The sequence below is a fragment of the Mycobacterium decipiens genome, assembly GCF_963853665.1.
Classification (GTDB): Bacteria; Actinomycetota; Actinomycetes; order Mycobacteriales; family Mycobacteriaceae; genus Mycobacterium; species Mycobacterium decipiens.
Genome location: NZ_OY970459.1, coordinates 1,095,082 through 1,119,699, shown reverse-complemented (window position 1 = coordinate 1,119,699; position 24,618 = coordinate 1,095,082). Strand labels below are relative to the sequence as shown.

21 protein-coding genes are annotated in these 24,618 nt (G+C 66.3%); 10 read left to right on the top strand and 11 right to left on the bottom strand.

Going from position 1 to position 24,618, the window contains the following annotated elements; translation table 11 throughout:
- The first annotated feature begins 22 nt into the window (after window positions 1-22).
- Window positions 23-1,189 carry a trehalose-phosphatase gene (gene otsB, locus AADZ55_RS05125; RefSeq protein WP_085323153.1) on the top strand — a complete coding sequence of 389 codons (1,167 nt, stop codon included), beginning with the start codon at window positions 23-25 and terminating at the stop codon, window positions 1,187-1,189.
- Here the strand turns inward: otsB and AADZ55_RS05120 are convergent.
- Complete coding sequence (locus AADZ55_RS05120) at window positions 1,186-2,058, bottom strand: MaoC family dehydratase (RefSeq protein WP_085323152.1); 873 nt, start codon at window positions 2,056-2,058, stop codon at window positions 1,186-1,188. The genes otsB and AADZ55_RS05120 overlap by 4 nt on opposite strands.
- 94 nt (window positions 2,059-2,152) lie before the next feature.
- Here AADZ55_RS05120 and AADZ55_RS05115 point away from each other — a divergent pair, with 94 nt between their 5' ends.
- On the top strand, window positions 2,153-2,857 hold the full coding sequence (locus AADZ55_RS05115) for a histidine phosphatase family protein (protein ID WP_085323151.1): 705 nt from the start codon (window positions 2,153-2,155) through the stop codon (window positions 2,855-2,857).
- Between the two features lie 46 nt (window positions 2,858-2,903).
- Window positions 2,904-4,883 carry an SDR family oxidoreductase gene (locus AADZ55_RS05110; RefSeq protein WP_085323431.1) on the top strand — a complete coding sequence of 660 codons (1,980 nt, stop codon included), beginning with the start codon at window positions 2,904-2,906 and terminating at the stop codon, window positions 4,881-4,883.
- Window positions 4,884-4,891: 8 nt separating this feature from the next.
- Here the strand turns inward: AADZ55_RS05110 and cmaA1 are convergent, their stop codons facing one another.
- The gene (cmaA1, locus tag AADZ55_RS05105) at window positions 4,892-5,755 is read right to left on the bottom strand and encodes a cyclopropane mycolic acid synthase CmaA1 (RefSeq protein ID WP_085323150.1); all 864 of its coding nucleotides are present in this window, start codon (window positions 5,753-5,755) and stop codon (window positions 4,892-4,894) included.
- A gap of 31 nt (window positions 5,756-5,786) precedes the next feature.
- Here cmaA1 and AADZ55_RS05100 point away from each other — a divergent pair, with 31 nt between their 5' ends.
- The gene (locus AADZ55_RS05100; protein ID WP_278248512.1) at window positions 5,787-6,839 is read left to right on the top strand and encodes a nucleoside hydrolase; all 1,053 of its coding nucleotides are present in this window, start codon (window positions 5,787-5,789) and stop codon (window positions 6,837-6,839) included.
- 55 nt (window positions 6,840-6,894) lie between these two features.
- Here AADZ55_RS05100 and AADZ55_RS05095 read toward each other — a convergent pair whose 3' ends face one another.
- Both AADZ55_RS05095 and AADZ55_RS05090 read right to left on the bottom strand, forming a co-directional pair.
- On the bottom strand, window positions 6,895-8,469 hold the full coding sequence (locus AADZ55_RS05095; RefSeq protein WP_119184873.1) for a DNA polymerase Y family protein: 1,575 nt from the start codon (window positions 8,467-8,469) through the stop codon (window positions 6,895-6,897).
- A 5-nt stretch (window positions 8,470-8,474) separates the two neighbouring features.
- Window positions 8,475-9,095 carry a hypothetical protein gene (locus AADZ55_RS05090; protein WP_085323149.1) on the bottom strand — a complete coding sequence of 207 codons (621 nt, stop codon included), beginning with the start codon at window positions 9,093-9,095 and terminating at the stop codon, window positions 8,475-8,477.
- Window positions 9,096-9,185: 90 nt separating this feature from the next.
- Here AADZ55_RS05090 and AADZ55_RS05085 point away from each other — a divergent pair, with 90 nt between their 5' ends.
- On the top strand, window positions 9,186-9,827 hold the full coding sequence (locus AADZ55_RS05085) for a hypothetical protein (RefSeq protein ID WP_165759318.1): 642 nt from the start codon (window positions 9,186-9,188) through the stop codon (window positions 9,825-9,827).
- Window positions 9,828-9,880: 53 nt separating this feature from the next.
- On the opposite strand, the gene guaA is transcribed toward AADZ55_RS05085, so the two are convergent.
- Window positions 9,881-11,458, bottom strand: a complete 1,578-nt coding sequence (guaA, locus tag AADZ55_RS05080) for a glutamine-hydrolyzing GMP synthase (protein WP_085323147.1) — start codon at window positions 11,456-11,458, stop codon at window positions 9,881-9,883.
- A gap of 315 nt (window positions 11,459-11,773) precedes the next feature.
- Here guaA and AADZ55_RS05075 point away from each other — a divergent pair, with 315 nt between their 5' ends.
- Window positions 11,774-12,514, top strand: coding sequence for a beta-phosphoglucomutase family hydrolase (locus AADZ55_RS05075; protein WP_085323146.1), 741 nt, complete (start codon window positions 11,774-11,776; stop codon window positions 12,512-12,514).
- Window positions 12,511-14,964, top strand: coding sequence for a glycoside hydrolase family 65 protein (locus AADZ55_RS05070; protein WP_165759317.1), 2,454 nt, complete (start codon window positions 12,511-12,513; stop codon window positions 14,962-14,964). Before AADZ55_RS05075 ends, AADZ55_RS05070 begins: the two co-directional genes overlap by 4 nt.
- Before the next feature lie 54 nt (window positions 14,965-15,018).
- Here the strand turns inward: AADZ55_RS05070 and AADZ55_RS05065 are convergent, their stop codons facing one another.
- Window positions 15,019-15,585, bottom strand: coding sequence for a TetR/AcrR family transcriptional regulator (locus AADZ55_RS05065; RefSeq protein WP_085323145.1), 567 nt, complete (start codon window positions 15,583-15,585; stop codon window positions 15,019-15,021).
- Between the two features lie 58 nt (window positions 15,586-15,643).
- On the opposite strand from AADZ55_RS05065, the gene AADZ55_RS05060 reads away from it, so the two are divergent.
- The gene (locus tag AADZ55_RS05060; protein WP_085323144.1) at window positions 15,644-16,531 is read left to right on the top strand and encodes a TauD/TfdA dioxygenase family protein; all 888 of its coding nucleotides are present in this window, start codon (window positions 15,644-15,646) and stop codon (window positions 16,529-16,531) included.
- A gap of 315 nt (window positions 16,532-16,846) precedes the next feature.
- On the top strand, window positions 16,847-17,695 hold the full coding sequence (locus tag AADZ55_RS05055) for a class I SAM-dependent methyltransferase (protein WP_085323143.1): 849 nt from the start codon (window positions 16,847-16,849) through the stop codon (window positions 17,693-17,695).
- 144 nt (window positions 17,696-17,839) lie between these two features.
- Here the strand turns inward: AADZ55_RS05055 and AADZ55_RS05050 are convergent, their stop codons facing one another.
- The 3 genes from AADZ55_RS05050 to guaB form a co-directional block, all read right to left on the bottom strand.
- The gene (locus AADZ55_RS05050; RefSeq protein WP_085323142.1) at window positions 17,840-19,576 is read right to left on the bottom strand and encodes a GMC oxidoreductase; all 1,737 of its coding nucleotides are present in this window, start codon (window positions 19,574-19,576) and stop codon (window positions 17,840-17,842) included.
- A gap of 119 nt (window positions 19,577-19,695) precedes the next feature.
- Window positions 19,696-20,823, bottom strand: a complete 1,128-nt coding sequence (locus AADZ55_RS05045) for a GuaB3 family IMP dehydrogenase-related protein (protein ID WP_085323428.1) — start codon at window positions 20,821-20,823, stop codon at window positions 19,696-19,698.
- 8 nt (window positions 20,824-20,831) lie between these two features.
- Window positions 20,832-22,421: an IMP dehydrogenase gene (gene guaB / locus AADZ55_RS05040; RefSeq protein ID WP_085323141.1), complete on the bottom strand. Its 1,590-nt coding sequence runs from the start codon at window positions 22,419-22,421 to the stop codon at window positions 20,832-20,834.
- A 173-nt stretch (window positions 22,422-22,594) separates the two neighbouring features.
- Between guaB and AADZ55_RS05035 the strand changes: the two genes are divergently transcribed.
- The gene (locus AADZ55_RS05035; RefSeq protein WP_085323140.1) at window positions 22,595-23,002 is read left to right on the top strand and encodes a DUF5319 domain-containing protein; all 408 of its coding nucleotides are present in this window, start codon (window positions 22,595-22,597) and stop codon (window positions 23,000-23,002) included.
- Window positions 23,003-23,010: 8 nt separating this feature from the next.
- On the opposite strand, the gene AADZ55_RS05030 is transcribed toward AADZ55_RS05035, so the two are convergent.
- Together AADZ55_RS05030 and sigD are read right to left on the bottom strand one after the other, a co-directional pair.
- Window positions 23,011-24,039: an anti-sigma-D factor RsdA gene (locus tag AADZ55_RS05030; protein WP_085323139.1), complete on the bottom strand. Its 1,029-nt coding sequence runs from the start codon at window positions 24,037-24,039 to the stop codon at window positions 23,011-23,013.
- Entirely contained in the window at window positions 24,032-24,607 is a 576-nt protein-coding gene (sigD, locus tag AADZ55_RS05025) for an ECF RNA polymerase sigma factor SigD (protein WP_207568993.1), read from the bottom strand. Before sigD ends, AADZ55_RS05030 begins: the two co-directional genes overlap by 8 nt.
- Window positions 24,608-24,618 lie beyond the last annotated feature (11 nt).

Below are 24,618 nucleotides of genomic sequence, written 5' to 3'. Positions count from 1 at the left end.
ACCCCCGTGAGAGGGTGGGTCAATGCCGGTCACCATCGACCCGCGCCGCCATGACGCGGCCCTGTTCGACACCGCGTTGGACTCCACCCCGGCACTGGCCCGGCAACTGCAGGAAGTCGGTGTGGGCACCGGCGTCTTCTCGTCGAGCGGCAACTGCCGGGACGGGCTGATCGACGCGGCCGACCGCCTGGCGGTGCGGCCGGGCCGGTGCGTGGTCGTCGCGGCTGACCCGGCGGGCGTCACGGCCGCGCGCGACAGCGGATTTGCACTGATCATCGGTGTCGATCGCACCGGACACCGGGATGTATTGCGTCGCGACGGCGCCGATACGGTGGTCACCGACCTGAGCGAGGTCGCTGTGCGCACCGGGGACCGGCGCATGTCGCAGCTTCCCGACGCACTTCAGGCCCTCGGCCTGGCCGACGGCCTCACCGCCCGCCAGCCCGCGGTGTTCTTCGACTTCGACGGCACGCTGTCCGACATCGTCGACGATCCCGACTCGGCCAAACCCGCCGCCGGCGCAGCCGAGGCTCTGCAGCGGTTGGCCGGGCAGTGTCCGGTGGCGGTGCTCAGCGGCCGCGACCTCGCCGACGTGACCGAGCGGGTGGGTCTGTCCGGAATCTGGTACGCCGGCAGCCATGGTTTTGAGCTGACCGCACCCGATGGAACACACCATCAGAACGACGCCGCCGCGGCGGCCATACCGGTGCTGGAGCTGGCGGCCGCGGCCCTGTGCGACCAACTCGGGTCAATTCCCGGTGTTGTGGTCGAACACAAGCGGTTTGGTGTCGCCGTGCACTACCGCAACGCGGCGCGTAACCGCGTCGGCGAGGTGGCCGCGGCGGTACGCGCGGCGGGGCAGCGCCGTGCGCTGCGGGTGACGACCGGCCGCGAAGTCATCGAGCTGCGCCCAGATGTCGACTGGGACAAGGGAAAAACCCTGCGCTGGGTGATCGACCATCTGCAGCGCGCGGGCTCCCAAGTCAGCTCCGGGCCCCTGGTCCCGATCTATCTCGGCGACGACATCACCGACGAGGACGCGTTCGACGCGGTACACCACGACGGTATTCCGATCGTGGTGCGCCACACCGAGGACGGTGACCGTGCCACCGCCGCACTGTTCGCGCTGGACAGCCCCGTACGGGTCGCCGAGTTCACCGATCGGCTGGCACGTCAGCTCGGCGGCTAAGCCGCCACGTATTCCACCGCGCCATCGTCGAGCACCACCCGAGCCTCAGCGCCGTCGGCGCCGGCAACCTCGGTGCGATACACCGCCCGGCCCGGCCCGGTTCGCCAGATCAGCGTGGACAACGTCTCGCCGGGAAACACCGGCTTGGTGAACCGGGCGTCGATCGAGGTGATATTGGCGGCAACGCCGCCGCCGAGTTCGGCGACCAGCGCCCGGCCCGCCACGCCGTAGGTGCACAGCCCGTGCAGGATTGGCTTGGGGAATCCGGCCAGCTCCTTGGCGAACCACGGGTCGCTGTGCAGCGGGTTGCGGTCGCCGGAGAGCCGGTAGAGCAGCGCTTGATCCTCACGGGTGGGCAGATCCACTCGGGCATCCGGCTCGCGATCCGGAAATTCCGGCGCGGCCGGCCGCTCCCCCTGCACGCCCCCGAAGCCACCCTCACCCCGAATGACCAGCGTGGTGAGCGTCTCGGCGATCAGCGACCCCGATTCCGGGTCGGTGCCGCGGCCACGCAGCATGATGATCGCGTTTTTGCCCTCGCCCTTGTCCTGGATGTCGGCGACCTGCGACACCACCGACAGCTTTCCCGCCGCTGGCAGCGGTGCGTGCAGCCGCACGGTCTGAGAGCCATGCAGGAGCATCGCCCAGTTGAACTTTCCGACCTTGCCGGCCGCTCCGAACGCGGGGCAGCAAATCACCGCGTAGGTCGGTAGCACCTGCTGGTCGACGCCGTGGCTGTTCTCCGTGGTGAACGCCAGGTCCCCGGTGCCCGCGCCGACACCGAGCGCGTAGAGCAGCGTCTCCCGGTCGGTCCATTCGAACAACATCGGCTCGGTCGCCGCCCCGATGGAGTTCGGGTCAATCGCCATGCCGGTCTCCTCTCGATTCCAAAATCAAGCCGTTTCCGCACTCAACCATCGCAAACCCTTCACACCGAGGCCGTCGGCAGGGCAGGCTATCGCCATGCCCAAGCTGTCCTGGAAAGCCGCCAAGGTCTTAGCCGTGCTCGTCGCGACGGTGGTCGTCGGCGCTTGCGGAGGAACACCGCAGCCACGCAGCATCACTTTGACCTTCATCCGAAACGCGCAATCCCAGGCCAACGCCGACGGGATCATCGATACCGACCTGCCCGGTTCCGACCTCAGCGCCGACGGCAAGACGGAGGCGCAGCAGGTCGCCCACCAGGTTTCCCGCAAGGACGTCGACAGCATCTATACCTCCCCCATGGCCGCAGCCCAGCAGACCGCCGGGCCGTTGGCGGGCGAACTGGGCAAGCAAGTCGAGATTCTTCCTGGCCTGCAAGCAATCAGCGCCGGCTGGTTCAACGGCAAACCCGAATCGATGGCCGACAGGACCTACATGCTGGCACCCGCAGACTGGCTCAACGGCGATGTCCGGAACAGCATCCCGGGGTCGATCAGCGGCACCGAGTTCAATTCCCAGTTCGGCGCCGCCGTCCGCAGGATCTATGACAGCGGCCACAACAAGCCGGTCGTGTTCTCGCAGGGGGTCGCGATCATGATCTGGACGCTGATGAACGCGAAGAATTCCAGGGGTAACCTGCTGACCACCCATCCACTGCCGAACATCGGCCGCGTCGTCATCACCGGCAACCCGATAACCGGCTGGAGGCTGGTGGAGTGGGACGGTATCCGCAACTTCGGCTGATCGCTGCGGTTGACGGGCGCGACTGCCCGCCACCACCATGGGCGGCATGCAGTATCTCGTTACCGGCGGTACGGGGTTAATTGCGCGTCGTGTCGTAGCACGCCTCCTGGATACCCGACCCGACGCCGAAGTGTGGGTCCTGGTTCGCCGCCCGTCACTGGGCCGCTTCGAACGCCTCGCCGCCGGGTGGGGGGAACGGGTAAAACCTCTCGTCGGCGACCTTCCGAAGCTCAGCTTGACCGAGCAGAGCCTCGCCGAGCTAGGTCGGGTAGACCATCTGGTGCACTGTGCGGCGATCTACGAGGGCACCGAGGGCAAGGCCCAGCAGCGCGCCACCAACGTTGACGGCACCCGCACCGCTGTCGAGCTGGCACGGCGGCTGGACGCGACGCTGCACCACGTGTCATCGATCGCCGTGGCCGGCGATTTCGCCGGCGAATACACAGAGGCCGACTTCGACGTCGGCCAGCAACTGCCAACTCCGTACCATCAGACAAAATTCGAAGCGGAGCTGCTGGTGCGCTCCACACCCGGACTGCGGTACCGCATCTACCGCCCCGGTGTGGTGGTGGGCGATTCGCGTACCGGCGAGACGGATTGCGTTGGCGAGCCGTACTACTTTTTCGCGGCATTGGCGAAGCTGGCCGTTCTGCCGTCGTTCACCCCGATCCTGCTGCCCGACGTCGGGCGCACCAACATCGTCCCGGTCAACTACGTCGCCGACGCGCTGGTGGCACTGATGCACGCCGAAGGCCTGCACGGGCGGACGTTTCATTTGACCGCGCCGAAAGCCATCGGCTTGCGCGGAATCTACCGGGGGATCGCCGACGCGGCCGGACTGCCCCCGCTGCGCGGGTCGCTGCCCCGCTCGGTGGCCACGCCGGTGCGGAAGGTGACCGGACGCGCCAAAGTGGTGCGCAACATGGCGGCCACCCAACTGGGAATTCCCGCCGAGGTTTTCGACGTCGTCGATCTGGCGCCCGCCTTCCTCTCTGACGAAACACGCAAAGCGTTGCAGGGTACCGGCATTGGAGTGCCCGAGTTCGCGACGTATGCGCCCAAGCTGTGGCGGTACTGGGCCGAGCACCTCGACCCCGACCGTGCCCGTCGCAACGATCCGCTGGTGGGCCGGCACGTCATTGTCACCGGCGCGTCCAGCGGGATCGGCCGGGCGTCGGCGATCGCGGTCGCCGAGCGCGGTGGATGCGTGTTCGCGCTGGCCCGTAACGGCCACGCGCTGGACAAGCTGGTCGCCGAGATCCGGGCGAACGGCGGCCAGGCCCACGCGTTCAGCTGTGACGTCACCGATTCCACCTCGGTGGAACACACCGTCAAAGACATCCTGGGCCGCTTCGACCATGTCGACTACTTGGTGAACAACGCCGGCCGCTCGATACGCCGCTCGGTGGTCAACTCCACCGACCGATTGCACGACTACGAACGGGTGATGGCGGTCAACTACTTCGGCGCGGTACGGATGGTTCTGGCCCTGCTGCCGCACTGGCGTGAGCGCCGGTTCGGTCACGTCGTCAACGTTTCCAGCGCCGGGGTGCAGGCCCGCAATCCCAAGTACAGCTCGTATCTACCCAGCAAAGCCGCGCTGGACGCGTTCGCCGACGTGGTCGCATCCGAGACGCTATCCGACCACATCACGTTCACCAACATCCATATGCCACTGGTGGCCACACCGATGATCGTGCCGTCCCGACGGCTCAACCCGGTGCCGGCGATCAGCGCCGAGCACGCGGCGGCGATGGTGGTACGTGGGCTCGTCGAGAAGCCGGCACGCATCGACACCCCACTGGGCACGCTCGCCGAGGTCGGCAATTACTTGGCGCCCAGGCTGGCGCGGCGATTTCTGCATCAGCTGTATCTGGGCTACCCTGATTCTGCTGCGGCGCAGGGAATTTCGCTCCCGCCAGCGGACCACACGCGGATTCCCCGCCAGCCCAAGCGCGCGGCCCGCGTGCGGTTTCCCCGACCGGTCAAACGGCTCGTCCGGTTGGTACCCGGAGTGCACTGGTAGTTCGGTAATCACTTCTCGCAGGTGAATTGATTGACGTCGATGTATCCGATGCGGAACATCGCGGCGCAGCCGGTCAGGTACTTCATGTACCGCTCGTAGACCTCCTCGGATTGCAGCGCGATGGCCTGGTCCCGGTGGGCTTGCAGCGCGGCAGCCCAGATGTCAAGGGTTTTCGCATAGTGCGGCTGCAATGACTGAACACGGGTCACGGTGAAGCCAGTTGCGGTGGCACGCTCTTGGACCATCGGTATCGAGGGCAGCCGGCCGCCCGGAAAGATCTCGGTGACAATGAATTTGAGGAATCGGGCGAAGGTAAACGACATGGGCAAGCCACGTTCGTGTATTTCCTTCGGGTGCAGCCCGGTGATGGTGTGCAGCAGCATGATCCCGTCATCCGGCATGAGGCGGTGCGCCAGCCTGAAGAAGGCGTCGTAGCGTTCATGGCCGAAATGTTCGAAGGCGCCGATGCTGACGATCCGGTCCACCGGCTCATCGAATTGTTCCCAGCCTTGCAGTAAAACCCGCTTGGAGCGTGGACTTTCGGACTTCTCGATCAGTTGCCCGACGTGACCGGCTTGGTTCTTGCTCAGCGTGAGACCGACGACGTTGACGTCGTAGGTTTCCACCGCACGCATCATGGTGGCACCCCAGCCGCAGCCGACGTCGAGCAATGTCATGCCTGGTCGCAAACCGAGTTTGCCCAGCGCGAGATCGATCTTGGCGATCTGCGCCTCTTCCAGGGTCATGTCGTCGCGCTCGAAGTACGCACAGCTATATGTCTGGGTCGGGTCGAGAAACAGTCGGAAGAAGTCGTCGGACAGGTCGTAGTGCGCTTGCACGTCCTCGAAGTGCGGCGTTAAGTCATCGGCCATTGGGACAGCCTAGTCATCAAACGGGTGTATCGTGACCGCGGTGAACGTCGTCTTCGCCGATGTCGATACCGGCATCGATGACGCGATGGCGTTGATCTTTCTGCTGGCCAGCCCCGACGCCAACGTGGTCGGCATCGCATCGACCGGCGGAAATATCGCGGTGGACCAGGTGTGCGCGAACAACCTCGGTTTGCTCGAATTGTGCCGGGCCACCGATATACCCGTGTCCAGAGGTGCCGACCTGCCACTGAACGGGCAAAGACCCGATCGCGGAAAAGTCCACGGCCCCAAAGGCTTGGGATACGCCGATCTGCCGCCCACCGACGGTCGGCTCACCAGCTACGATTCGGCAACGGCCTGGGTACGCGCGGCGCACGCTTTTCCCGGGAAGCTAATCGGCCTGGCAACTGGCCCGTTGACCAATCTGGCACTGGCGCTGCGTGCCGAACCCACGCTGCCGAAATTGTTGCGCCGGCTGGTGATCATGGGCGGCGCCTACGACTACCCGGGCAATACCACTGCGGTGGCGGAATGGAACATCAGCGTGGACCCGGAGGCAGCGGCTGAGGTGTTCGCGGCCTGGTCCGCCGAAGCCACCGAACCGCAACGACTTCCGATCCTGTGCGGCTTGAATCTGACCCATAAAATTGTGATGACGCCGGACATCCTGGCGAGATTGGTGGCCGCTACCGATCCGGCCTCGGGAATGCTGATGAGCCCGCGCGACGAACCCGGCACCCGTTCCATGGCATCCAACCCGTTGATTCGGGTGGTTGAGGACGCGATGCGCTTCTACTTCGAGATCCACAGTGACGACCGCGGTGGATATCTGGCGCACCTCCATGATCCATTGGCCGCAGCGGTCGCGCTGGATCCCGGACTGATTGCGACCCGGCCGGCGGCGGTGGACGTCGAGCTGACGGGGACCCTGACTCGCGGCATGACGGTGACCGAGTGGTCAGGGAACCGAGAACCCAACGCGCTGATCGGCATTGGTGTTGACCCCGAGGCATTCTTCGACCGGTTCATCGAACGGGTCGGGCCGTTCGCGCGGCGCCAGGTAGGTACCCCGCGCCGAACGTGACGTCACTGCTAGATTTTCGCGAAATTTTCGCGCTGACGTCACGCTCGGCGCGAAGTCACTCGTAAATCCCTTCGAGATACCACCGCCGCTGGCGGTAGCACAGTAGTAGCGCACGCTCGCTCTCCAGTAGTACCTGGGCGCGGGCGGTGCGGCCCGCCGCCCGATCCGGATCCCACCACCGCTCGTCGACCGGCCAAGGTCCGGCCCACCAGCGCAGCAGGTCGTCCCGACCACGGCAGATCAGTCGCGCCGGATCGGCGGAGAACATCCCGCGGCTGGTCACCCGCACCGGATTTCCTTGCGTATCAAGCAATTCCACTGGATCATCGAGCAGCACCGCCGGCGACGGATCGGGCAGCTGGCCCGGCCAGGGCTGATCCGGGTCGGCCTGCGGCGTCGGCTCGTCGCCTAGCGGGGTCAACGTAATGCGTTCGGCTGGCCCGTGACCGCCGGATAGCACGGCCACCTGCACCGCCTCCGGGCCGAGTAGGCCCTGCACCCGCAGCAGCGCCCGACGGGCCCGAAGCCGGTCCTCCTCACCCAGACCCCCCCATAACGGCAACTGCAAGGCCTCGGCGGAAACCACCTCTATCGCCTGCAGCCGCAACTGCGTCACCTCTGCTGTCGGGCGATCTTGAGTGGTCCGGTTGCTCAACCACCCATCCAGTTGCCAGCGCACCCGGTCGGCGGTGGCGTCCTCGGTCAACGGCTCGGCACACCGCCACACCCGGCTGCGCTGTTCGCCGTTGGCGGTGACGGCGTGAATGGCCAGCCGGGTACATCCCACCCCAGCGGCCATCAGCGCCTGGTGCAGCGTGGCGGCCAGCGAGCGCCCGGCGAATGCCGCGGCGTCGACCCGATCGATCGGCGGATCGCAGTACAGCACGGCGTCAAGTTCCGGCGGCGGCTCCCGCCCGGACGGACCGCGTTCCGGTTCGCCGCGGGCGAACCGGTGCGCGGCCACCGCATCAGCACCGAACCTGGACGCCACGTCGGTACGAGACAGTGCGGCGAACTGCCCGATAGTGCGAATCCCCATCCGCCACAACAGATCCGTCAGTTCTTCCCGCCCGGGACCGGACAGACTCGGCTCGGTGGCAAGCTGCCGGATCGACAACAACGATAGAAACCGCGCATCTTGCCCCGGCTCCACGACGCGGCCCGCACGCGCTGCGAAAACCGCGGTGGATAACCGGTCGGCGATCCCGATCTGACACTCCGCGCCGGCCGCGGCCACCGCGTCGATCAGCCGCTCGGCTACCTGCTGCTCGGACCCGAAGAAGCGGGCCGCCCCGCGCACCGGCAAGACCAAAAGACCAGGCCGCAGCACCTCGGCACGCGGTACCAGATCGTCGACCGCCGCAATCACCCCTTCGAAGAAGCGAGCGTCGCGGTCGGCGTCGGCGGCCGCGATGTGTAGTTGCGGACAACGGGCTGCCGCCTCCCGACGCCGAAGCCCTCGCCGTACTCCGGCCGCCCGCGCGGTCGACGAGCAGGCGATCACCCGGTTTGCCAAAGTGACCGCGACCGGGGTCGTCGCGGACTGGCCCGCGGCCGCGGCTGCGGCGACCGCGGGCCAGTCCATGCACCAGATCGCCAGCACTCGGGAACCAGCCAGGGAAGACGCCATCAAAGTCACCCCGTGCGAACCCGCCCGATCGTCCGTCCACACCCGCTGATCTGTAGTCGCACCCCACTGATCCGACCGAACCCAGGGGTGGGCACACCCCTGGGAAAAGGGGTGATCTCATAGCCGCAAACCCGGGCCTGAAGCCGCGTCGGCGCCCCTTGCCAGTCGCCGTCGGTGACCAGCAGTGTGCAACCTCTATGACGGGCACGGGCCACCACCGCCCGCGCCCGTGACCGCGTCACCCGGCGCCCACCCAGACCGAGTACCACCAGATCCATGCCGTCGATAAGCACAGCGGCCACCTCAACCGGATCGGTCCCGGGATCCGGTATCACCGCGAGTCGGCTCAGATCCGCCCCCATCTCCACAGCGGCCAGCAACCCGATATCCGGCTGGCCGACGATCGCGGCGTTGCCTCCGGTCGCCGTTACCGATGCCACCATGCTCAGCAGCAGTGACCGGGCTCCCGACAGCACCGCCACCGTTCCCCGGGGTAACAGTGCCGGCCCTGCCGGCAACATCTCCGGCAGCAGGTCCGCCGGATGAGTGGCGGCTTTTCCGGACAGCACAGCCATCTGTTGTCGTAGCGATTCGAGCCGCCGGTCGGAGGCGAAAGCCGCAGTCATCACCAGCCTCCTGGCCAACTACTTTCGAAAGTATGTTCGAATCGAGTAAACACCCGCCTCCCAACCCCGTCAAGCCACCCGGCAAGCGGCGTGAGACGCTGCCTTGTGCAGTCGCGCAAAACCGTGTCGGCGCTGGCGGCTGTCCTGCTGTTATGGGGAACTGCGACCGCCCCACCGGCCAACGGCGGCGGGCCGGCCTGCCGGCCGGCGGAGCTATTCGCCACCGACAACACCGCCGACGGATTAGAGCTGTTCGAGCGACAAGCCGTTGCGACGATCGCACCTACCGGCGTGATGGTGACCGGATCGACCCTGGTCGATGGGGTGTTCTGGTCGAATGAGCTACAGCAGATCAGCTACGAGCGCTCGCGTGAGTTTCATCTGTGCGTTGTCGATGAGCCCACGTTGCACACCGCCGCCGAGGAACTGCACCGCCGGTTCAACCAGGAAGTGGTGCTGACCTTCGACTACTTGCCGCGGCATGCGCCCGAAGCGGACGCGATCCTCATCACTGTGCCCGACATCGACATCGCCCGTTTTCACGATGCGTTCGCGTCTGATTCAGCTGCACACCACCGACTACTGGGCGGATCTGTCACCACCGTCGACCACACCTTGATCCTGATCGCCGGCAACGGCGATCTCGATGTCGCCCGCCGCCTTGTCGAGAAGGCCGGTGGGGACTGGACCGCAGCCACCTTTGCCTACGGCAGGCGTGAATTCGTGAACTAGCTGATCAGGGGCGCGTCGCCGGCCACCTGAGTCGTGAAAAGCCGCGGGGAAGGCTACTCCCACTCGATGGTGCCGGGCGGTTTACTAGTGATGTCCAGCACCACGCGGTTGACCTCGGCGACCTCGTTGGTGATCCGCGTCGAGATGCGTTCGAGCACCTCGTAGGGCACCCGGGTCCAGTCGGCGGTCATGGCGTCCTCACTGGACACCGGCCGCAGCACGATCGGGTGGCCGTAGGTGCGGCCGTCGCCCTGCACGCCAACGGAACGGATGTCGGCCAGCAGCACCACCGGACACTGCCAGATCTGGTTGTCCAGGCCCGCCGCGGTCAGCTCCTCGCGCGCGATCGAATCGGCGCGCCGCAGCGTGTCCAACCGCTTCGCGGTGACCTCCCCGACGATCCGGATGCCCAGGCCCGGTCCGGGAAACGGCTGGCGCGCGACGATCTCCTCCGGCAGACCCAACTCCCGCCCGACTGCACGCACCTCGTCTTTGAACAGCAGCCGCAGCGGCTCGACAAGGGTGAACTTCAGGTCGTCGGGCAGGCCGCCGACATTGTGGTGGCTTTTGATGTTCGCGGTGCCGCTGCCCCCGCCGGACTCCACCACATCCGGATACAGCGTGCCCTGCACCAGGAACTCAATAGTCTTGTTGCCCAAAACATCCCGAACGGCACCCTCGAACGCGCGGATGAACTGGCGGCCGATGATCTTGCGTTTGCCCTCCGGGGCGCTCACACCCGACAGCGCATCGAGAAAGGTCTCTGCCGCGTCGACGGTGACCAGATTGGCGCCGGTGGCGGCCACGAAATCACGTTGCACCTGGGCACGCTCGCCGGTACGCAACAACCCGTGGTCGACGAAGACACAGGTCAACCGGTCGCCGATGGCACGCTGCACCAGGGCCGCGGCCACCGCGGAATCCACGCCGCCGGACAGCCCGCAGATCGCGTGGCCGTCGCCGATCTGGGTGCGCACCTGCTCGATCAGCGCATTGGCGATGTTGGCGGGCGTCCACTGGGCGCCCAGCCCGGCGAAGTCGTGCAAAAACCGGCTGAGCACCTGCTGCCCGTGCGGGGTGTGCATCACCTCCGGGTGGTACTGCACCCCTGCCAACCTCCGATCTCGGGCCTCGAAAGCGGCCACCGGGGCGCCCGCGCTGCTGGCCACCACGTCGAATCCGTCCGGCGCGGCTGTGACCGCGTCACCGTGACTCATCCAGACCGGCTGAACCTCGGGTAAATCCGAATGTAGTTCGCCACCAAGGACTTTCAGTTCGGTCCGACCGTATTCGCGGGTGCCGGTGTGGGCGACGGTCCCACCGAGCGCGGCAGCCATGGCCTGAAACCCGTAACAGATGCCGAACACCGGCAGACCGAGGTCGAACACCGCCGGATCGAGTTGGGGAGCGCCGTCGGAGTAGACGCTGGCCGGTCCGCCGGAAAGCACGAGCGCCAGTGGCTGACGGGCCTTGATCTCTTCGATCGAGGCGGTGTGGCCGATGACCTCCGAAAAGACCCGTGCCTCCCGGATTCGGCGGGCGATCAACTGCGCATACTGGGCGCCGAAATCGACGACAAGCACTGGTCGAGCCGGTGTTCCAGGCATGTCGACGTCAGCGGGTTCGGCCACGGCCAGTCAGTCTAGTGGCTGGGGCGACACGACCGCCGGCGCTGCTCCGATCGAGGCCACGTTCAATGGCCGTGGCGCGCAAGGTGGTCGATCAGTTCCCCGCCGAACCGGCCGGCGAGGTTCGCCGCCGTCAACACACACGTTCCCCTACGGCCTTCAGGTCCGCACCCTAGGTATGCGTCAGCATCGCGGCGAGGACCCCTGACCGCCCATTTGTCAAAGATGGTTCACTTACCGGTAAGCGCCGACACTCTCGGCACAACAGCGGGCATGGTGAACTGGTAGCGCCCGAACTATCCCGGAAGTGAGGTCCCCGTGCTGGGTCTGCCAGAAAAGGTGCGTGCTTGCCTGTTCGACCTCGACGGCGTACTCACCGATACCGCGAGCCTGCATACCAAGGCCTGGACGGCCATGTTCGATGCTTATCTAGCCGAACGAGCCGAGCGCACCGGCGAGGAGTTCGTCCCCTTCGACCCTGCCGCGGACTACCAGAAGTATGTGGACGGCAAGAAGCGTGAAGACGGGGTCCGGTCGTTTCTGAGTAGCCGGGGAATCGACATACCCGACGGCTCTCCGGACGACCCGGGCGCGGCCGAGACGGTCTATGGCCTGGGCAACCGCAAGAACGAAATGTTCGGCAAGCTCCTGCACGACGACGGGGCCAGGGTGTTCGACGGGTCGCGGCGCTACCTGGAGGCGGTTTCGGCGGCGGGTCTCGGTGTGGCCGTGGTGTCTTCGAGCGCCAACACCCGCGACGTCCTGGCGACCACCGGCCTGCAGCGGTTTGTCCAGCAGCGGGTGGACGGCGTGACGCTGCGCGAGGAGCATATCGCCGGCAAGCCGGCCCCCGACTCCTTCCTGCGCGCGGCACAATTGTTGGGGGTTACCCCCGACGCGGCGGCCGTGTTCGAGGACGCCCTGTCTGGCGTGCAGGCCGGCCGTGCCGGTAACTTCGGCTTCGTGGTGGGCGTCGACCGGGTGGGCCAGGCCGAGGAACTACGCCGCTGCGGCGCCGACGTGGTAGTAACCGACCTCGCCAAGTTGCTGCCGTCATGATCAGCGAGGAAGCCTTCCCCGTCGAACCGTGGCAGGTCCGCGAGACCAAGCTCAATCTGAACCTGCTGGCCCAGTCCGAGTCCCTGTTCGCCCTATCCAACGGGCACATCGGGTTGCGCGGCAACCTCGATGAGGGCGAGCCCTACGGCCTACCGGGCACCTACTTGAACTCTTTCTACGAAATCCGTCCGCTGCCGTACGCGGAGGCCGGATACGGGTATCCGGAAGCCGGCCAGACGATCGTCGACGTCACCAACGGCAAGATCTTTCGCCTGTTGGTCGGGGACGAGCCGTTCGACGTCCGATACGGCAAATTGATATCCCACGAACGGGTTCTCGACATGCGTGCCGGGACGCTGACTCGCCGCGCGCACTGGCGCTCGCCCGCGGGCAAACAGGTCAAAGTGGTGTCCACCCGGCTGGTATCGCTGGCGCATCGCAGCGTCGCGGCGATCGAGTACGTCGTCGAGGCAGTCGAGGAATTCGTTCGCGTGACCGTGCAGTCCGAACTCGTCACCAACGAGGACCAACCACGGACCTCGGCCGATCCACGAGTGTCGGCCATCCTGGACAAACCGCTGGAGGCCGTCGACCACGAAAACACCGACCGGGGCGCACTTCTCATGCACCGGACCCGAGCCAGCGCACTGATGATGGCCGCCGGGATGGAGCACGAGGTCGAGGTTCCCGGGCGGGTGGAGATCACCACCGACGCGCGGCCCGACCTGGCCCGAACCACCGTGATCTGCGGGCTGCGCCCGGGACAGAAGCTGCGCATCGTCAAATACCTGGCCTACGGCTGGTCCAGCCTGCGCTCCCGACCGGCGCTGCGCGACCAAGCCGCTGGCGCGCTGCACGGCGCCCGCTACAGCGGGTGGCAGGGGCTGCTGGACTCGCAGCGTGCCTACCTCGACGACTTCTGGGATAGCGCTGACGTGGAGGTCGAGGGCGACCCGGAATGTCAGCAAGCGGTGCGGTTCGGGCTGTTTCACCTGCTGCAGGCCAGTGCGCGCGCCGAACGCCGCTCGATCCCCAGCAAGGGGCTCACCGGGACCGGCTATGACGGCCACGCCTTTTGGGATACCGAGGGTTTCGTGCTTCCGGTGCTCACCTACACCGCGCCGCATGCGGTCGCCGATGCGCTGCGCTGGCGCGCGTCGACGTTGGAGATGGCTAAGGAGCGAGCGGCCGAGCTCGGCCTGGACGGTGCCGCCTTTCCCTGGCGAACGATCCGCGGACAGGAGTGCTCGGCCTACTGGCCGGCCGGCACGGCGGGCTGGCACATCAACGCCGACATCGCGATGGCCTTCGAGCGGTACCGCACCGTCACCGGCGACCACTCACTGGAGGAAGAGTGCGGCCTGGCCGTGCTGATCGAGACCGCCCGGCTGTGGCTCTCGCTCGGGCACCACGACCGCCACGGCGTCTGGCACCTCGACGGGGTCACCGGTCCCGACGAGTACACCGCGGTCGTCCGCGACAACGTGTTCACGAATTTGATGGCGGCACACAATCTGCACACCGCCGCCGATGCCTGCCTGCGTCACCCCGAGGCGGCGGAGGCGATGGGCGTCACTACCGAGGAGATGGCCGCCTGGCGCGACGCTGCCGACGCCGCCAACATTCCCTACGACGACGAGCTTGGCGTCCATCAGCAGTGTGAAGGGTTCACCACGCTTGCGGAGTGGGATTTCGAAGCCAACACCACCTATCCGTTGCTACTGCATGAGGCCTACGTGCGTCTGTACCCAGCGCAGGTGATCAAGCAGGCGGACCTGGTGCTGGCGATGCAGTGGCAGAGCCACGCGTTCACGCCCGAACAGAAGGCGCGCAACGTCGACTACTACGAGCGGCGCATGGTGCGGGACTCCTCGTTGTCGGCCTGCACTCAAGCGGTGATGTGCGCCGAGGTCGGGCATCTCGAGCTGGCCCATGACTATGCCTACGAGGCCGCCCTGATCGACCTGCGCGACCTGCACCGGAACACCCGCGACGGCTTGCACATGGCCTCGCTGGCCGGTGCCTGGACGGCGCTGGTCGCAGGCTTCGGTGGGCTTCGGGACGATGAGGGCATCCTGTCCATCGATCCCCAACTGCCCGACGGCATCTCGCGGTTGCGGTTCCGGCTGCGGTGGCGCGGCTTCCGGCTGATCGTCGACGCAAACCACACCGACGTCACCTTCACCCTGGGTGACGGGCCCGGCACCCAGCTGACCATCCGGCACGCCGGCGCAGACCTCACGCTGAATACTCATTCGCCGTCGACCATCGCCGTGCGCATCCGTGAGCCGTTGCTGCCGCCACCACCACAGCCACCGGGCCGCGAGCCGGTGCACCGCCGGGCCATGGCCCGGGTGACGATGCGGGCCGCGCAGTGGCCCGAGGTGGGGGCACCCCCAGCCGCGCAGCGGCAAGGGGGCGAGCCGGGCAATCAGCCTCAGCCCGGGTGACGATGCGGGCCGCGCAGTGGCCCGAGGTGGGGGCACCCGCAGCGGGCCCAACAATCAGTGCGGTTCAACGATCCGGGCCACCTCGGCACGAATAGCTCGGCGCAGTTCGGCGTCGGTCAGCTCACCGATACCGGTCGCCGAGCGCAGCATTGGTTCGAACAGCCGCCAACCGAACTGCAACGCAAGGGCATTGGCAACCGCCAGCCGCGCACCGGAGTCGTTGTCGTGGCGTGGCCGCACCTCATCGAGCATTTCGGCAACGTTGGGAAAGCGCTTCTGCAGCTGCCCCACCGGGTAGCCGTCCAGCAGTGACCGGGCCAGGACCCGCATGTGCCGACCGAGCGCCCGTTGGATGACGTCTTCGGGGGCCCCGGAGTGCCGCAAACCGGTCAGCTTCGCGCCCAGGTGATCGAGCACGGTCCCAACAAGTTGGTCCTTGGTGCCGAAGTGCCGAAACACCAGTCCGTGGTTGACCTTGGATCGTGCGGCAATGTCGCGAATCGACGTCGCGGCCGGCCCGCGGTCGGCAAACAGGTCGGTGGCCGCCTCCAGGATCGCCGCCGCCACTTCTTCCCGCCCGGTAGGGATTGTTTGGCGGTGACTTGCCGAGCGTGTAGTCATGCGACTACACTACCCGATGTAGTCAACTGACTACAGTCAATCTCCGAAGGACCAAGCCATGACCGACCTAATTACCGTGAAGAAGCTGGGTAGCCGCATCGGCGCCAAAATCGACGGGGTACGCCTCGGGGGTGACCTCGCCCCTGCCGCAGTCAGCGAAATCCGCGCGGCGTTACTGACCCACAAGGTGATCTTCTTCGGTGGCCAGCACCACCTCGATGACGCCGAGCAGCTCGCGTTTGCCGGGTTGTTGGGCACCCCAATCGGCCACCCGGCCGCCGTCGCCTTCGCGGACGACGCACCGATCATCACGCCGATCAACTCCGAGTTCGGCAAGGCAAACCGTTGGCATACCGACATCACGTTCGCCGCCGACTACCCCGCGGCCTCGGTGCTGCGCGCAGTCACCCTGCCCAGCTATGGCGGGTCAACGTTGTGGGCCTCGACCGCGGCGGCCTACGCGGAGCTTCCCGAACCGCTCAAGTGCCTCACCGAGAACCTGTGGGCCGTGCACACCAACCGCTACGACTACGTAACGACCGAACCACTGACCGAGGCGCAACAGGCGTTTCGGCACGTGTTCCAGAAGCCGGATTTCCGCACCGAACATCCCGTGGTACGGGTGCACCCGGAGACCGGTGAGCGAACCCTGCTGGCGGGCGACTTCGTGCGCAGCTTCGTCGGCTTGGACAGCCACGAATCAAGCGCGTTGTTCGAATTGCTGCAACGCCGAATCACCATGCCCGAGAACACCGTCCGCTGGAACTGGGCACCGGGTGACGTGGCCATCTGGGACAACCGGGCAACCCAGCATCGGGCGATCGACGACTACGACGACCAGTACCGGCTCATGCACCGAGTCACCTTGATGGGCGACGTGCCGGTCAGCGTGCACGGACAGCGTAGCCGGGTGGTCAGTGGGGCGCCGCTGGCCCGGGCTGGCTGACCGGCCAGCTAACCGCGGGCGCCGATCGGCCCGACCCGGCGTGCCAGGCCACAGAAGCGTGCAGCGATGTCCAGCTCGGGGCTGCGCGCATTCAGGATGTGTCAATGCGCTTACTTGTCTAGTAGCCAACACGTGGGTTAGGCTGCGCAGAGTAAAAGCCAAGCGGAGAATGTCTTTCTGAGGATTTCGTGCAGAAAGTGAGCGACGATAGTCGCCGTTTTGACCGACTGCGCATACACGTTCCAATGACGGTGTGCAACAACGTGAGCTTTCCGCCGGACTCGGTGTGTTGCGCTGCCAACAGAAACAGGTGCAATGGGAGCCCAGAGATTTATCAACGAGTTCAAGCCGGCGAACAAGGTATTTAATCTGCTGGCATATCTTCAGTTTCAGCTTCAGTATTCAGTAGCGAAACTGCGCGACTGGAAGGATAGTCAAAGCCCCGCAAAGGACCCTGTCCCTCCGGCGAGGCTTCGACATCGCGTCCATGGGAACCTGAGTAGAGCGTCCTACCTAGAAGTAGGTAGGAACGTTGCAAAAGATATCGCCGACCTGTGCCGTATTGCCGGTCGCGATTTCTACTCCTTCACAGACATCCTAGACTTCGGTTGCGGCTGCGGCAGGGTCATCCAAAATTTCCGTGACCCGGCCAAACCATGCAACCTGTACGCCACGGATATCGATCCGGACCTGGTGAGCTGGGGCAAAAGCAACCTGAGCGACATTCGATGGAGCGTAAACAGCCATCACGCCCCATCACCCTTCAACGATAACTCGTTTGATCTAATCTACTGCGTCTCCGTTTTTACACATTTGGATGAAGATTTGCAACATGAATGGCTGCGGGAGCTTCAACGTATCGCGCGACCAGGGAGTACTCTTATCTTGACAGTCCACGGCGGACATCATATTGGAGCATTAGACGCTTCCTATCGAAACGAGATTCGCCAACGTGGATTTCTGTATATCACGTCGGCGGAAGGAAGGTTAAAACTCGATGGGTTACCCGACTTCTACCAGTCCACGTATCATACGAAAGAGTATATCCATAAGGTATGGTCGCAGTATTTTGACATTGTAGATTATGTTGAACGCGGGATTAATAATGACCAAGACGCGGTGCTGCTAAGAAAGCCGAAGCGCGAGGAATCTACACTGGGATAGCCGCCGATGTTCTCGCAATTGGTCCATGCAGCCGAATGGAAATAGCTGCCGCGAGCGTTCGCCCACCGTACCTGACTTGGACCACCCTTCGCTGATTGGTACCCGCGCGGGACGGGCCAGCTAACCACGCGCGCTGATCGGGCCTCAGCCGGCGGTGCTCACCGGATCGATCGGCAGCCACCGCAGCGCGCCCGGAGCGTCGGCGGGTACCACCGGGTGCTCCGGCTCGATCGGGTCCAGCCGACGGTATGCCTCGCCCTGGGGCGGCCGCCGATCGTCCTGCTCCTTGTTCGGCCACAGCGAGGCTGCCCGCTCGGCCTGCGCGGCGATGGACAGCGACGGGTTGACGCCCAGGTTCGCCGAGATCGCGGCGCCGTCCACCACGTGCAGCGTCGGGTAGCCGTAGACCCGGTGATACGGGTCGATCACCCCGTGGTCGGGGTTGTCGCCGATCACCGCACCGCCGAGGAAGTGCGCGGTGATCGGGATGTTGAACAGCTCTCCCCAGGTGCCGCCGGCCACGCCGTCGATCTTGGCGGCGATGCGGCGGGTGACCTGGTTGCCGATCGGGATCCACGTCGGGTTCGGCGCGCCGTGGCCCTGCTTGCTGGAGTACCAGCGGATGCCCAGCCTTCCGCGTTTGGTGAACGTGGTGATCGAGTTGTCCAGGTGCTGCATGACCAGAGCAATCACCGTGCGCTCACTCCATTGCCGGGGATTGATCATCCGGATGATGCCGCGCGGATCCTGACCGGCGGTCTGCAGCAACTGCTTCCACCGCGGGACATCGGTCCCCTCTGGACCGGAACCGTCGGTCATCAAGGTCTGTAGCAACCCCATCGCGTTGGAGCCCTTGCCATACCGGACCGGTTCGATGTGGGTATCCGCCGTCGGGTGAATCGACGACGTGATCGCCACGCCGTGGGTCAGATCCAGGTCCGGATTGACCTGCAACGTGCCGGCCCCGACTATCGACTCGGAGTTGGTCCTGGTCAGCACGCCCAGGCGCTTCGACAGGCGAGGGAGCACGCCCTTATCCCGCATCCTGAACAACAGATGCTGGGTGCCCCAGGTGCCCGCGGCCAGCACCAGGTGGGTAGCGGTGAAGGTGCGCCGGTCCCGGCGCAGCCAACTGCCGGTGCGAACGGTGCGGACCTCCCACAACCCGTCGGACCGCTGCTCGAATCCCTTCACCGTCGTCATCGCAATGACTTGTGCGCCGGCCGATTCCGCGAGGCCAAGATAGTTCTTCACCAGCGTGTTCTTGGCGCCGTGGCGACAGCCCGTCATACAGCAGCCGCATTCCAGGCAGCCGGTGCGCGCCGGGCCTGCGCCGCCGAAATACGGGTCGGGCACAGTCTTGCCGGGTGTCTTGGTCCCGTCGGGGCCGAAGAACACCCCGACCGGAGTCGGCACCCACGTGTCCCCAAAGCCCATCTCGTCGGCGACCTCCTTCACGATGCGGTCGGCGTCGGTGAAGGTCGGGTTTTGCACCACGCCCAGCATTCGCTGCGCCTGCTGGTAGTGCGGTGTCAGCTCGCTGCGCCAGTCGGTGATGTGTCGCCACTGCTGGTCGGCGAAGAACGGCTCCGGCGGTACGTACAACGTGTTGGCGTAGTTCAACGAACCGCCGCCCACGCCCGCGCCGGCCAGGATCACCACGCTGCGCAGCGGGTGAATGCGTTGGATGCCGTAGCAGCCCAGCCTGGGTGCCCACAGGAACTTGCGCAAATTCCAGGACGTCTCGGCGAACTCCTCGTCGGTAAAGCGGCGGCCGGCCTCCACCACACCGACCCGGTAACCCTTTTCCGTCAGGCGCAGTGCGGTGACACTGCCCCCAAATCCCGATCCAATAATCAGGACGTCATAATCCGGCTTCATCGCTGCAGTATGACCTTCTTTACATCCGGCCGGTAGGTCAGCCATCCCTAAGTCTGCCGAGGCTGTTCCTGCCGGACGGCAATCGCCCCACCGTCCAACCACGGGGCCATCGGCGGCCTCTAGCCCCCGACTGTCAGACCGACCTTCTGGAACTCCTTGAGGTCGCAATAGCCGGCCTTGGCCATTGATCGGCGCAGCCCACCGACCAGATTCAGGGCACCGAACGGATCGTCGGACGGCCCGCCCAGGACCCGTTCCAGCGGCGGCCGCTCGCCAACGGCGATCTGGAGCAACGCCCCGCGCGGCAACGACGGATGCGCTGCCGCGGCGGGCCAGAACCACCCTCCACCGAGCGCCTCGGCGCTTTCGGCCAGCGGCGTGCCCAGCACCACCGCGTCGGCGCCGCAGGCGATGGCCTTGGCCAGCTCGCCGGAGGTGTGGATGTCGCCATCGGCCAATACATGCACGTAGCGGCCGCCCGTCTCGTCGAGGTACTCGCGCCGAGCGGCGGCGGCGTCGGCGATCGCGGTGGCCATCGGCACGCTGATGCCCAGCACCTCGTCGGTGGTGGTGACCCCCTGGGTCGAGCCGTACCCGACGATGACCCCGGCGGCGCCGGTGCGCATCAGATGCAGCGCCGTGCGGTGGTCGAGAACACCGCCGGCGACCACCGGAACGTCGAGCTCGGAGATGAAGGTCTTCAGGTTGAGCGGCTCGCCATCGCTGGCCACCCGCTCGGCGGAGACGATCGTGCCCTGGATGATCAGCAGGTCGATGCCGGCCGCCAACAGCACCGGTGTCAGCGCCTGGGCATTTTGCGGGCTGACCCGCACCGCGGTGGTCACGCCGGCTTCACGGATGCGGGTCACGGCCGTGCCCAGCAGCTCGGGGTTCAGCGGCGCCGCGTGCAATTCCTGCAGCAGCCGGATCGCCGCGGACGGTTCGGGCTCCTTGCTGGCGGCCTCGACGAGTTGAGCGATCTTGGCCTCAACATCGGGATGCCGGCCGATCAGCCCCTCGCCGTTGAGCACGGCCAACCCGCCGAGCCGGCCGAGCTCGATCGCGAACTCCGGCGACACCAGGGCATCGGTCGGGTGTGCCACCACCGGGATCTCGAACCGGTAGGCATCCAGCTGCCACGCGGTGGAAACGTCCTTCGACGAGCGGGTGCGCCGCGACGGCACGATGTTGATCTCGCTGAGTTCATAGGTGCGACGGGCGGTGCGGCCCATGCCAATCTCGACCATGGTCACTGTCAACGCGCGTAGTAGTTGGGCGCTTCCACGGTCATGGCGACGTCGTGGGGGTGGCTCTCTTTGAGGCCGGCGGACGTGATCCGGACGAACTGCGCCTGCTGCAGCACCTCGATGGTGGGCGATCCCGTGTAACCCATCGCCGCGCGCAGGCCGCCGGTCAACTGGTGGATCACCGACGACAGCGGACCGCGGAACGGCACCCTGCCCTCGATCCCCTCGGGTACCAATTTGTCTTCCGAGAGCGCGTCGTCGGCGAAGTAGCGGTCCTTGGAGTACGACTTCGCACCGCCCCGGCCCTGCATAGCACCCAGCGATCCCATGCCGCGGTAGCTCTTGTACTGCTTGCCGTTCACGAAGATCAGCTCACCTGGCGCCTCGGCGGTGCCGGCCAGCAGCGAGCCCAACATCGTGGTCGACGCGCCGGCGGCCAGCGCCTTGGCGATATCGCCGGAGTACTGCAGTCCCCCGTCGGCGATCACCGGCACACCCGCCGGCCGGCACACCGCGACGGCTTCCAGGATCGCCGTGATCTGCGGCGCGCCGACACCGGCCACCACCCGGGTGGTGCAGATCGACCCCGGCCCGACACCGACCTTCACCGCGTCGGCACCCGCGTCGACCAGGGCCGCGGCCGCGGACCTGGTCGCGACGTTGCCGCCGACCACCTCAACCCGGTCGCCGACTTCGGACCTGAGTTTGCTGACCATGTCGAGAACCAGCCGGTTGTGTGCGTGCGCGGTGTCGACGACCAAGACGTCAACCCCGGCGTCGACCAGCATCATCGCCCGGACCCAGGCATCGCCACCGACGCCGACGGCGGCACCCACCAACAGCCGGCCGTCGCTGTCCTTGGTGGCCAGCGGGTGTTGCTCGGTCTTGACGAAGTCTTTGACGGTGATCAGCCCGGTCAGCCGGCCCCCGCCGTCCACGACGGGCAGCTTCTCGATCTTGTTGCGGCGCAACAGACCTAGCGCCGCGGATGCACTGACCCCTTCTTGGGCCGTGATCAGGGGGGCCTTGGTCATCACCTCGGCGACCTGCTTGGACTGGTCGACCTCGAACCGCATGTCGCGGTTGGTGATAATCCCGACCAGGGCACCGTCGTCGTCAACCACCGGCAACCCGGAAATCCGGAACCGGGCGCACAACGCGTCGACCTGGGCCAAGGTGTTGTCCGGCCGGCAGGTGACCGGATCGGTGACCATGCCGGCCTCCGATCGCTTCACCATCTCGACCTGGCCGGCTTGCTCGGCGACAGGCAGGTTGCGATGCAGCACTCCCATGCCACCCGCCCGGGCCATCGCAATGGCCATCCGCGCCTCGGTGACGGTGTCCATCGCCGAGCTGACCAGCGGCACCTTGAGCCTGATCCGCTTGGTGAGCTGACTGGACGTGTCCGCGCCGGCGGGCACCACGTCGGAAGCCGCGGGCAGCAGCAAGACATCGTCGAACGTCAGCCCCAGCATCGCCACCTTGTGCGGGTCGTCGCCGCCGGTAGACACCGGGTCAGTTGTCAGGCCGCCCACGCGAACGTACGGGCTGACCACCAGGTCGGAGCTGTCTTCCAGGCCGGACATGCCACGGGACATCGGTGAGGCCCTCCATACGCATGCTTTTGGGTGAGAAGCCCATCCTATCGGCTCGCCCCCGACCCGGTGACGATGCGCGCCGGAGCGCGGCACGAAGAGGAACTGATCAGCACGAAACGAGGCCAGATCTCAATATCTGGCGTTATCGCCGCCCGCTTGCGTAGTGTAGAGGCGTGCGCGACCACCTGCCGCCGGGTTTGCCGCCCGATCCGTTTGCCGACGACCCCTGTGACCCATCCGCGGCGCTGGAGGCTGTCGAGCCCGGTCAACCCCTCGATCAGCAAGAGCGACTTGCGGTGGAGGCCGATTTGGCCGATCTGGCTGTCTACGAAGCTCTGTTGGCGCACAAGGGAATTCGCGGACTCGTGGTGTGCTGTGACGAGTGCCAGCAAGACCACTATCACGACTGGGACATGTTGCGTTCCAATCTGCTGCAACTGCTGATCGACGGCACCGTCCGCCCGCACGAGCCGGCCTACGACCCCGAACCGGACGCCTACGTCACGTGGGATTACTGCCGGGGATATGCCGATGCCTCGCTCAACGAAGCAACGTCAGACGCGGACGGGTTCCGCCACTAAGCCACCCGCTAGGGCGCAGGACTCGCCGGCTTTTCCGGTGCTGCCTGACCCGACGTCTGAGCCATCGGACTCGGCGGGTTCGTCGCCGCATCGGCGGTTTCCAACGACGGTGACGGTTGAGTCGCCCCTGCGGCCGGGGAGGTCTGCGTGCCGGCTGGTGACTCGCCGGGCGCGACCAACGACGGCGTCGGGGTCGGGGGCGACGTCGTGGCCGGGGTGGCACCCGACGGGGACGGGCTGGGCTCCGGCGACATCGGGCCGGTCGGCGCGGCGCCGACCGGGTCCCCTGACGACGTCGGTGGTTCGGATGCCAATGCAGGCGCCGGGGGGGCCGGCAGCTCGGTGCCGGGAGCCGGCGGAGTCCACGAGTCTCCCACCGAACCGGGAGTGGCCGGGACGGCGGCGGAGTCGGACGGCGAGCCGGGCCGCAGAGTCGCGTTCGGATCGCGCGTCTCCACCTTGGTATTCAGCAGATTCACCTCGTCGATCAGGTCCTGTCGGCGGCTCCCGTCGTTCACGGCCTGCAAGGTGCTGCTGACCTCTGCGAGCTGAGTCTCGGCCTGATCCCACTGGCCCTGGGCGATCATTTGTTGGACCTTGGCCAGCTCGGCCTTGGCGGACAACACGATCTGGTCGTCACCGACCCGCGCTCTGTTGAACATCATTGCGTGCAGGCCGTACAGCAGGTCTCCTGGACGGGCGTCGGCCACCACGGCACCGAAGCCGCTCAGCACCAACAAGGTGGCGGCCACCGACCCGATGGCAGCCAGGCCGCGGCGGGCGCGCTGGCGGGCCGCCACCCCGGTGCGCAGCGCGTCGATCGCCTCATCCTGCGAAACCAGCGCGCTGGCCGGCGGCCACCTCAAGTCGTCACGCCACTCCCCTAGCAGGGCAGCCAGCGCGTCGTCGTCGGGATCGTCGACATCCACCGTGGCGCGTTCGGCGAGCGCGTCGAGGAACAGATCGGCCTGGGCCACCTCGTCCAAAGCCGGTTGATCGCCGAGTGCATGACCAAAATCGGGCCCGGAATTACGCATAGTCACCTGCCGCTACGATTTCATCCTTCAGCCGCTGAAGTGCGCGGTGCTGGGCCACTCGGACCGCTCCCGTGGTGCTGCCAACGGCGGCAGCGGTCTCTTCGGCGGACAGCCCGACGACAACGCGCAGAATGAGGATCTCGCGTTGCTTGGCCGGCAAGATCTCAAGCAACTCGTTCATCCGGGTGACCGAATCGGCTTCGATGGCAAGCTGTTCCGGGCCGGCATCGGCTGACCAGCGCTCGGGAAGCGATTCGGCGGGATAGGCACGATCACGTCCGGCCGCTCGATGGGCGTCGGCGACCTTGTGTGCTGCGATGCCGTACAGGAAAGCCAGGAACGGACGTCCTCGGTCCCGATAACGCGGCAGCGCCGTTATGGTGGCCAAGCACACCTCCTGTGCCACATCATCTGCCGACAGGCCGCTCCGCTCGACCGTGCCGACACGCGCTCGGCAATATCGCACGACAATCGGGCGGATGGTCTCCAGCACCTCCCGAAGCGCGTTCCGGTCTCCTGCCACGGCCTCCGCAACCACGGCGTCGAGACGTTCCCCTTGCATTGTCATCGACGGCGATA